The 10,411-nt window shown below is 48.1% G+C and carries 8 protein-coding genes and 3 pseudogenes; 2 read left to right on the top strand and 9 right to left on the bottom strand.

Translation table 11 applies throughout. From position 1 onward, the window contains the following. Window positions 1–190, top strand: a pseudogene (locus AK963_RS35690) (IS630 family transposase); the annotation flags it as partial. A gap of 62 nt (window positions 191–252) precedes the next feature. On the opposite strand, the gene msrA reads toward AK963_RS35690, so the two are convergent. The 4 genes from msrA to AK963_RS20550 all read right to left on the bottom strand — a co-directional run bounded on the left by msrA (window position 253) and on the right by AK963_RS20550 (window position 3,563). Then, a complete protein-coding gene (msrA, locus tag AK963_RS20565; RefSeq protein ID WP_083232807.1) occupies window positions 253–966 on the bottom strand; it encodes a peptide-methionine (S)-S-oxide reductase MsrA in 714 nt (237 codons plus the stop codon). Window positions 967–1,022: 56 nt separating this feature from the next. After that, window positions 1,023–1,823 (bottom strand): M23 family metallopeptidase, encoded by an 801-nt coding sequence (locus tag AK963_RS20560; protein WP_066017303.1) that lies wholly within the window; start codon window positions 1,821–1,823, stop codon window positions 1,023–1,025. Between the two features lie 343 nt (window positions 1,824–2,166). After that, a complete protein-coding gene (gene hemG / locus AK963_RS20555; RefSeq protein ID WP_066017302.1) occupies window positions 2,167–2,769 on the bottom strand; it encodes a menaquinone-dependent protoporphyrinogen IX dehydrogenase in 603 nt (200 codons plus the stop codon). A gap of 191 nt (window positions 2,770–2,960) precedes the next feature. Then, on the bottom strand, window positions 2,961–3,563 hold the full coding sequence (locus AK963_RS20550) for a DJ-1/PfpI family protein (RefSeq protein ID WP_066017301.1): 603 nt from the start codon (window positions 3,561–3,563) through the stop codon (window positions 2,961–2,963). Between the two features lie 337 nt (window positions 3,564–3,900). Here AK963_RS20550 and dps point away from each other — a divergent pair, with 337 nt between their 5' ends. Then, complete coding sequence (gene dps, locus AK963_RS20545) at window positions 3,901–4,383, top strand: DNA starvation/stationary phase protection protein Dps (RefSeq protein WP_066017300.1); 483 nt, start codon at window positions 3,901–3,903, stop codon at window positions 4,381–4,383. Between the two features lie 146 nt (window positions 4,384–4,529). Here dps and AK963_RS20540 read toward each other — a convergent pair whose 3' ends face one another. The 5 genes and pseudogenes from AK963_RS20540 to AK963_RS35685 form a co-directional block, all read right to left on the bottom strand. Beyond that, the gene (locus AK963_RS20540; protein ID WP_066017299.1) at window positions 4,530–5,504 is read right to left on the bottom strand and encodes an ABC transporter permease; all 975 of its coding nucleotides are present in this window, start codon (window positions 5,502–5,504) and stop codon (window positions 4,530–4,532) included. Continuing rightward, window positions 5,501–6,482: pseudogene (locus tag AK963_RS20535) on the bottom strand (ABC transporter permease). The gene AK963_RS20540 and the pseudogene AK963_RS20535 overlap by 4 nt, the downstream one beginning before the upstream one ends. A 133-nt stretch (window positions 6,483–6,615) precedes the next feature. Further along, entirely contained in the window at window positions 6,616–8,172 is a 1,557-nt protein-coding gene (locus AK963_RS20530; RefSeq protein ID WP_066017298.1) for an ABC transporter substrate-binding protein, read from the bottom strand. 96 nt (window positions 8,173–8,268) lie between these two features. Further along, the gene (locus AK963_RS20525) at window positions 8,269–10,017 is read right to left on the bottom strand and encodes a dipeptide ABC transporter ATP-binding protein (RefSeq protein ID WP_066017297.1); all 1,749 of its coding nucleotides are present in this window, start codon (window positions 10,015–10,017) and stop codon (window positions 8,269–8,271) included. A gap of 204 nt (window positions 10,018–10,221) precedes the next feature. Further along, a pseudogene (locus tag AK963_RS35685) lies at window positions 10,222–10,411 on the bottom strand (IS630 family transposase); the annotation flags it as partial.

The raw sequence follows: 10,411 nt of genomic DNA, 5'->3' as shown, positions 1-10,411 counted from the left end.
ACCATTCGCACCGGAGTTAAACAGCTCAGAAAGGCTATGGGAGTGGATGCGGGAGCATGACTTATCAAACAAAGCATTTTCAGGTTATGAAAATATTGTAGATTGTTGCTGTGAAGCTTGGAATAACCTTTGCAGCGAAGCTGGTCGACTGTTCAGTCTGTGCTCCCGTGATTGGGCAGTTATACAGTAGTTAGAAAATTCAATTGGTATAACTCACTGTTACCTGCTCATGAAGCTCCTGTTTCAATCCATTCAGCAAACTGCGTCCGGGCAACCTGATCTTTCTCTTGGTTGCCCGTTTTTTTGCCTGGAAAATACCAGTTCCCCCCCCAGGCAAACCCCTGTACCTTTCAGGCCACAGTACCCACCGGGGTTTTTAGCCAGATACTGCTGGTGAAACTCTTCTGCGTAATAAAATGGTGGCGCCTCAGCGATCTCCGTTGTGATATCAGGATACCCCTGTTGTCGCAAAGACCCGGAGAACTCATCCCTTGAGCTTTCTATCAGTTGGGTCTGTTCATCCGTGGTTGTATAAATTGCTGATCGATATTGGGTACCCACATCATTTCCCTGTCGCATTCCCTGTGTTGGATCATGTGATTCCCAGAAAATTTTTAATAATGACTGTGTCGTTATCTTTTCAGGGTCATAAACCACCATCACGATTTCTGTATGCCCGGTTTCTCCGGAGCAGACTTCTTGATAGGTAGGATTGGGTGTGTAACCACCTGCATAGCCAACAGCCGTTGTATAAACACCGGGCAGTTGCCAGAACAATCGCTCTGCTCCCCAGAAACAGCCAAGACCAAAATAGAGGGTCTGCAAGTGCTCAGGAAAAGGAGGCTTCAGTGGGTGTCCATTCACATAATGCCGGGGTGGGACCGACATAACGTCCATTCTACCGGGCAGTGCTTTTTCCCTGGATGGAAGCTGCTGTTTATCAGGATCTTTGCGAAAAAATGTCATGATCATGTCCTCCCTGAGAAGGATCATAACAAACCCTAACAAAGAACCAATTGAAATTACTGATCTCCAAGCGTTAACAATGCAGGATCAAGTCGCTTATCAAACCAGTTATAACGCCAGTCAAGGTGTGCTCCGGTAACCCGGCCAGTAGCGCCCACTTCACCGATAATCTGCCCCCGTTTGATAGCAGCACCACCTTTCACAGAGACTTTACTGAGGTGGAGAAAACTGGAGAAAAGGCCATGACCATGATCGATAATGATCGTACCACCAGAGTAGTAGAGGTCTGAGTCCACCAGCCGCACGATACCATCAGCTGGCGCTGCTACCGGTGTGCCAGTGGGCACCGCAATATCCAGACCATAGTGGGGACGTCCCGGTTTACCGTTATAAACCCGTTGACTGCCGTAGACACCACTGATGCGTCCTTTTACCGGCCAGCCAAAGCCGTTAAAAAAATCCTCCTGGTCAGTATCTGGAACCCTGGCTTCACGGACCTGTTCAGCTTCTTTGCGAATACGTGATAATACCCTTTCATCCGGTGATACGTATTTTTTTGCAATTCCTGTCAGTCGCTGAATATTATATTCCCGAGGTTTCAGGGATAAATAAAACGTTTTCAGTTCGCCATTGGAAAAGTACTCTGTATAGGATTGCTCCAGCTCCGCGTCACGGCCAAAACCAAGAATAAAGCGCCCATCTTTCGCAACCCTGACTTCCTGGCTGTCGTAAACAACCCGACTACCTGGTAATGCATGACCGACAAAAATACCTCCGGGTGTCAGCTGGCTCTGCAAACCTTCTGCATTCACCATCAAAGAAAACGCCAGAAGAAAAAAACCGGTAGCGAGGTGCATTGAGACTTTCTCCTTTTATCATCCTGCCCAGCAATAAGTATCGGCATTTTGACTTTTAACAAAACAGTCACGTAGGCTATGAAAACCACCTGACAAGACAAGGACAAGAAACATCAGGTTGTAACCAGCCACTTAGGACTATACTAAACGTCAATAACTTATTTTTTGGAGGGATAATATGCACAAATCAGCAGCTCAGCTCCAAAAAAGCCAAACCGCATCATTTATATAATAAGAACAGGACGTCATTATGGATTTAATCATTCTGGGAACAGCGCTTATCATGCCCGTGATCTATGGTTTTGGTATTCTTCTGTCACTAATCTCAGGCACCACACCAAGTCTAACTGACACTTGCGACTGAACTCTCTGCCACGACTCTCTCATAAGTCGCCATCGGGTGGCTTATCTTTTGAAAATCCTGGTTTAACTGCTCTGCAAAAGCCTTTACACGTTTCCAGTCCGTAAACTCGGTATTCTGAGTAACGTCAGTAGGCCCACCTGTCAGTTTCATAATCAAGCGGATCATCTGCTTATCCACCCAACGGTATTGGGTGTACAACAGTGCACCTGCAAACACCTCTACCCGGTCCGGGGTCCATGGAATCTGTTTCAGGAATTTCTGCAGATAACGGTTGTTATGAGGATCCCGTCGTTCAGGCTTTCGGGCTGTCAGGTTAACAGAAAAGAAGTAGCTCGGTATGGTTGCCAGCTGGTCGCTGTATTTCTCAATAAACTGGTAGTACTCGCGATGATGTTTCCCGTAACGGATTGAACATCCAAGAACGACCCCGTCGTAAGAGTTGAGAGAGAAGCTATCTTTCAACTCGGCAATAGAGCAGAGGAACGTCTCATGACCGGCCTGGGTAAGGCAATAGCCAATTCTTTCTGTAATTTTCCGGGTCTGACCTTCACACCCCTGGTACAACAACGCTATACGGGACATATCTGAATAAGTTGATCATCATAAAGCCATTATTTGAGCAGATAATAACCAATTTATAAGTCAGTATTGTTAACACAGATCAACAAAGCAGCGAATAGAAAGCACTTCTTTGTACAGTTACTTATGAAATAAAAAGACCACTTGTATCTATAACCAAGTGGTCCTTTCTTAATGCCCTGAAGGAATCAGGCTTATTCTGCGTAAGGCCAGCCATCGTAATCAATATGCAGAGCCTGCCAGCGGGCAGAACCTTTTTCCGTACCCTGACCAATCAAGTGCTCTGCCACAATAAAGGCAAAATCAAACACTACGCCCAGCCCCTTGCCGCTGATAAACTGGCCATCCACAACGACTTTCTGATCAACATGAACGCCGTCATCAAAGTTCTTATAAAGGTTTGGACCAGAAACGTACTTGTGCTTACCAAACAGACCATTCGCAGCAACGACTTTAGCGCCTGAAGAGCAGAGTGGGCAGATGTACTTACCCATTTCAATGTGGCGCTTCAGGAAATCGATCACCATTGTATTGCTGGTCAGGTTTGCGGTCCCCTCAGGACCACCCGGCATCATCACAGCGTCGTAATTCTCTTCAAACTTCTCGCTCAGGGTGAAGTCTGCAGTGATGTTCACTTTAAAGTAACTATTGAGCTTTACTTCATCCTTGCAGGCCAGAACATCCACATTGATATCCAGACGACGCATGATATCAATAAAGGCAACGGCTTCTGCCTCTTCGAATCCATCTGCCAGCAAGACAGCAACACGTTTGCTCATCGCTACTTCTTTAATCATGATTTTTCTCTTCTACCTATACGAAAGAAAAATGGTAACAAATCGAGAGAAAGGCAAGAGTACCACAAGGTTATGAAAGCAATAAATGCAAAACAAAGAAAGATTCATAAAAACGACGTATAGGTAGACATAAGACAATAAAAACCAGTCTGGAACCTCCCTGCTGTGACTTACCCCCATTTTTGTACAAACTGATATTTCTCTCCTATTTTCTTCTAATAGTTTGTCAGCCTATCTGTCCACTGTCTTATGGATCAGAAATATCTCAACTGATGCTGGCAGCGCCCTATCCATTTTCATGAATTCCCCGGGGAAAAGTAGTAACTGGAGCCACACCATGTCCCATACTTACGAAACCTTGCCTGAAAATGTTAAGCAATATTCTGCACAGGAGCTTCAGAAGCTCCTCTACAGTGCCATTGATCTGAACATGCAGATCAAAGAGTCTCACTGGACCATGGCAGGCCGTGAGTTTCTTTCTGTTCACCGGTTGTTTGATGAAGTTGCAGAGGTTGTCGAAGATACCGTCGACGATATTGCCGAACGAATTGCCCAGCTCGGGCATAAACCGGAAGGCACTCTGCAGAAGGTAGCGGAAAAAAGTTCGCTGCCCACATACCCAAAATCATTCAGCTCAATTGATGAACATATTGAAGTAATTGGTCAGCGCCTGGCCTTTGTGACCAGCCAGGCCCTGCAGGCAATGGCCAATATGGAAGAAAATGGAGACCCAATTTCAGTAGATCTTCTGACAGCAAGAACACGTGAGATCGATAAGCTAACCTGGCTGGTTGAATCACACCTGCCGCAGAAAAAGTAATCGTCCCTAACCCATAAAAATACAAAGGCACAAAGACTTTTGCGCTCTACTGATATAAGTAACAAGCAGAGCCATTATTTCTTTGTGCCTCAATGCCGTTATGGCTGCATCCTTTTAGCACGATAACGAACAACTCATATAAGTAACTAACCCTTATATAGCTTTGGATTCAGCACATCTCTCAGCCAGTCACCCAGAAGGTTGAGCACCAGCACCAAAACCACCAGCACAACCCCGGGAATGACCGTAATCCACCAGCTGCCAGAGAAGATATACTCAAAACCACTGGAAATAAGAGACCCGAGCGAAGGCTGGGATACCGGCATACCAAGACCAAGAAAAGACAACGCTGCTTCACTGATAATCGCATTGGCAATCTGAACCGTAGAGATCACCAGAATGGGCGACAGTGTATTCGGCAGGATATGCCGGAACATAATACGTCCGGATCCAAACCCCATGACCCGGGCCGCCTCTACATACTCCTTCTTCTTTTCTGCCAGCACAGAGGCCCTCACAGTACGGGCATACTGCGGCCACTCAGCAATACCGATGACCAGTATCAGCATCAACATGGCCAGCTTGCTGTAGAGCTCCGATCCAAACGATGCCTGGAAAACCGCCAGAACAATAATGGCCACCATCATGGTTGAGAACGAAAGCTGAATATCGGCCACCCGCATCAGGAAGCTGTCCAAACGTCCACCAAAGTAACCAGCAGCAAGCCCCAGAACAATGCCAAGAAAAGCCTGCAACATCACAGCAAAAAGACCAATGGCCAGCGAGATTCTCATACCATAGAGAATCGTACTGAACAGGTCCCGCCCCTGGTCATCAGTACCCAGCAGAAAACGCTCATCACCCTCTTCTGCCCAGGAAGGAGGCAGCTCAGAATCCATGATATCGATGGTCGAAAGATCGTATGGATTCGTTGGTGCCAGGATTGGAGCCAGCAGCGCAGCCCCAACAAAGAGTGCGAAAATCAGGGCACAGATCATCGCCACCTTGTCACGGGTGAAGCTGTACCAGAAGGTAGAGTTTTTGAAACGCTCCCAGCGCGTTCTTTCCCTCACCTCAGCTAATCCCTGATCAACCGGCGCGTTTGATATCAATTCACTCATTGGGCACTCCTCGCCAGTCTAACGGTCGGATTAATCAGGCCATAAAGCAGGTCTACCAGTGTATTCACTACCACGAATATGGCACCCACAACGATCAGGTAGGCAACAATCAGCGGAGTATCCACACGATTGACCGCTTCCAGAAACAGGAAGCCCATGCCAGGCCACTGGAAGACCGTCTCAGTGAGAATGGTATAAGCGACCATGGTTCCGATCTGAACACCGCCCACGGTAATAACGGGCAGCATGGTGTTCTTCAGGGCATGTGAGGAAGTAGATACGCGCCTTTTTCAAACCTTTCGCTTTGGCAAACTTTACATACTCGGTATGCAGGACTTCTGACATTTCAGAGCGAATCAGTCGAATAAACAGTGGCAGCATAATGCTGGCCAGTGAGATGGCAGGCAGTATCAGGTGCAACAGGCCATCTTTGGTAAACAGGCCACTCTCCCAGCCACCAATAACCGGTACCAGCTCACCCCGGCCATAAGATGGCAGCCAGCCCAGCTCAATAGAGAAAAGGTAAATACTGAAAATAGCGGTAAGAAAGACAGGGACAGAAATACCAAGAATACTGAACCCGAGAATAAGTTTGGTAAACCAGCTGTTTGGTCTGATGGCACAATACACACCCGCTGGAATGGAAACCAGAATAATGATCAAACTCGCTGCAAACACCAGCTCAAGAGTGGCTGGCATTTTGGCAAAGATAACGTCAAGCGCAGGTTCTTTGAAAAAATAAGATTGCCCCAGATCGCCCTGTAACGCTTTGCCCATAAATCTTGTGTATTGAGTGAGGAACGGATCGTTAAGCCCCATTTCATCACGCAACCTTTCACGCTCGGCTTCCGAAACCGATTGCCCTACCAGCTCCCGGAGTGGATCCCCCAGATTGTCCTGTATGGAAAAGCTGATAATGCTGATGACAAACATCACTATCAGCCCTTGCATAAGCCTACGCATTAAAAATAACAGCATAAATAACCTTCAGATGCCCATAGCCTACAAAAGCAATAGCGAACAATGCACTTATAATTGCCTGCCTTCGCAGGCCGGCAATATCTTCAAGATCACCGAGCTGCGAAGGCTAATCAAAGAGTAATACTAAGGCTTACTCCTTGATCACCAGGTCTCCCAGGTAAGGGAAGTTCATCACGTTAACCACGTCCTTGACGGCTACGTTCTTGCTGGCACCCCAGGCAAGGTTCTGCCAGTGCAGAGGAACAAAGGCAGCTTCTTCATAAAGGGTGCGTTCAACGTCCTGCAGGATCTGAGCTCGTACAGTCGGATCCGTTTCAGAGCCGGCCTTCTTAACCAGAGTGTCTACCGCCTCATTGCAGTAGTTACCGGAGTTGTACTGTCCCCAGCCGGAAACCGAATCGGCACAGGCAGTCAGGTACTCAGTAAAGTTGGCGGAATCTTCAGTGTCGGAGTGCCAGCCAATCATCATCATGTCAGCAGAACGCTCATCAAACTCAGGCCAGTATTGAGCTTTCGGCAGCGTTTTCAGATCCACCTTGATGTTGATTTTTGACAGCATGGAAGCCACCGCCTGAGCGATCTTGGCATCGTTCACATAACGGTTGTTTGGCGCCATCATGGTGATAGAGAAGCCATTTTCATAACCGGCTTCTTTCATCAGCTGCTTGGCCTTTTTCAGGTCATAGCGTGGCTGCAGGTCGTCAACGTAGCCTGCGTAACCTTTTGGTCCCTGCTGACCGGCAGGTGTCGCAAAGCCTTTCATGATTTTCTTAACGATGCCGTCATTATTGATGGCATAGTTAATGGCCTGACGAACACGCTTGTCCTTGAACGCTTCAACACGCTCCTGATTCAGCTGGAAACTGATGATACGGGTACCACCCAGTGTAACCAGGTCCGTATTGGCAGACTTCTTGATGCGGTTATGATCGTTAGGCGGCACAGGGAAGATAAAGTCCACGTCACCTGACAGCAGAGCAGCTACACGAGTTGGGCCTTCTTTAATGGGTGTAAGAACAATCTCGTCCACATTACCCGGAGATTTCTTATCCCAGTAACCATCAAAACGTTCGAAATCAACACGAACACCCTGCTGACGCTCGGTTACGATGAACGGGCCGGTACCAGAAGCATTTTTAGAGGCATAGGTGTCACCGTGCTTCTTCAGCAGAGACTTCTCCTGACCTTTGCTATCCAGACCCGCATAGAACTTGCTGTCCATCGGGAAGATGTAGGTAGCAGAGTTCAATACCAGAGGGAACGCCTCTTTTGTCACCAGATCAAAGGTATAGTCGTCGACAACCTTCACGGTTTCAAAAGGCTCGAACACCGCTTTGAAGTCCGGACTGCTGACCAGTCGTTCAAAAGTCCATTTGACATCGGCAGACGTCAACGCATTACCGCTGTGAAATTTAACGCCTTTACGCAGGGTAAAGCGCATGGTCTTGTCGTCAATACGCTCCCACTTTTCAGCCAGACGTGGCTCAAACTGAAGGTTGTCATCCCAGCGGACCAGTGGATCAAACACCAGGTGAGACAACTGCAACGTTGCACCAGACAGCTGCTCATGTGGATCCAGAGATACCGGATCCGAGTCGTATGCCATTTTCAGCGTGGCGGCCTGGGCTCCTACCGCCAGTGATGCTGCCAGAATCGCACCAGCAAGCTTTTTCATGGTTTTTTTCATCGTTCCCCCATTACAGGTGTTTCACTGTTTAAAATTATTGCCACCTTCCATCCAGAAAGGTGACATACAACTCCATGTCAACAACAATCCATGCTTTTAAGAATGCGCTGCAACGCTGGATTCAATATCCAGCCCACTGCGGGACAGATTCTCAACTCTTGGCATCATATTGATCAGATGCTGAGTATATTCATGGTGTGGATCACTGAAGATCCGGTCGGTATCCCCCACTTCAACCAGTGTCCCCATCTTCATCACACCAATCCGGTCACACATCTGAAGAATCACCGGCAGATCGTGACTGATGAATAGCATGGTCAGACCAAGCTCTTCCTGAAGGTCTTTTAACAGGTTGAGTATCTGGGCCTGTACCGATACGTCCAAAGCCGAGGTTGGCTCATCACAGATCAGAAACCTGGGGCGCGTTGCCAAAGCTCTGGCAATAGAGATTCGCTGACGCTGACCACCGGAAAATTCATGGGGATACTTGACCCCTGCCGCACGTCCCAGGCCAACGTGATCCAGAAGATCGGCCACAATACTATTGATCTGGCGCTCTGATTCAGCCAGCTTATGAAAACGAATGGGCTCGGCAATGATGTCCTGCACCGTCATCCGGGCATTCATGCTGGAATAGGGGTTTTGAAACACCATCTGGATCTGCCGGCGAAATGGCTTACGCTGTTTTTCTGTCAGCCGGGTAATATCCTGACCAGCAAACTCAATCAATCCAGAATCCGGTGGATAAAGGCCGGCAATAACCCGTGCAATCGTCGACTTACCGGATCCGGACTCTCCTACCAGACCAAAGGTTTCACCAGGGCGCACCTCAAATGACACCTGGTTGGATGCCTGAACATAACGGCGGTTTTTTTCAAAGAATGCCGACTGGGTTTCAAAACGAAGGTTAACGTCTTTCACTTTCAACAGAGCGTTGCCGCTGATCTCTGCATTAAACTCAGAAAGACTCTCTTTCTGGCCCAGCCAGTGGTTCTTCACATCAATATGGCGGCCCTGCTCTTTTTCAATGTACTCAACCCTGGGAAAGCGGTGCAGTTTGATATCGGTTCTGGGCACTGCACTGATCAGGCTTTTGGTATACGGGTGTTCGGGGCGGCATAGAATCTGTTCAGTAGAACCCAGTTCCACCAGATCCCCCATGTACATAACGGCTACACGATCCGTCACATTGGCAATAACGCCCATATCGTGGGTGACCAGAAGGCAGCCAACTTCCCTTTCCTTACAGAGCTTACGGATCAATTCAAGGATCTGATTCTGAATAGATACATCAAGCGCCGTGGTGGGTTCGTCGGCAATAATCAGCTCAGGATCGCCGGACAGAGCAATTGCAATAACTACGCGCTGTCGCATACCTCCAGAAAACTGGTGAGGATACTGCTTGATACGTACCTCTGGCTCTGAAATTCCAACAGAGGCCAGCAATTCAATTGATTTTTCATAGGCCGTAGCTTTGTCAAGCCCCAGATTGACCATGATGGTTTCCACCATCTGAGTTTCAATGGTCAAAAGTGGGTTAAGAGAAGTCATTGGGTCCTGAAAAATAAACCCGATACGACGACCACGGATCCGGCGAATGGCTTCTCCACTGAGACCACTGATGGCCTGACCATCCAGCTTAATGTTGCCACCAGCGACCACGCCAGGAGGGCTCAGCAAGTCAATGACCGCATTTCCAACGGTGGATTTTCCGGCGCCGGACTCACCGACAAGACCCAGTATTTCCCCTTTTTCGAGGGTAAATGAAACCCCTTTGACAGCTACAGCGGTGCCATGACGAGATGGAAACTCGATGCGCAGCCCTTCTACTTCCAGTAAGGACATGCCTCCCCCTTGTGATGCTCAGTCCTGATCCTTATCGGTGATAGCTTCAGAAGGCACTTCTGAAACTCGCAAGTCATGATTCAAAGACGCAGTCGGACACCGGATAACGATGGCCCACCCACGAAGGGCAGCGCTGAGCAGCTTGACTTACGACAGATACGGTCGATACGTGATACAGCTTGTTATACCAATTGAATTTTCTAACTACTGTATAACTGCCCAATCACGGGAGCACAGACTGAACAGTCGACCAGCTTCGCTGCAAAGGTTATTCCAAGCTTCACAGCAACAATCTACAATATTTTCATAACCTGAAAATGCTTTGTTTGATAAGTCATGCTCCCGCATCCACTCCCATAGCCTTTCTGAGCTGTTTAACTCCGGTGCGAATGGT

The sequence above is a fragment of the Endozoicomonas atrinae genome (genome assembly GCF_001647025.1).
Classification (GTDB): Bacteria; Pseudomonadota; Gammaproteobacteria; order Pseudomonadales; family Endozoicomonadaceae; genus Endozoicomonas; species Endozoicomonas atrinae.
Note: the sequence above shows the minus strand (reverse complement) of the source record. Positions and strands in the feature narration are given on the sequence as shown.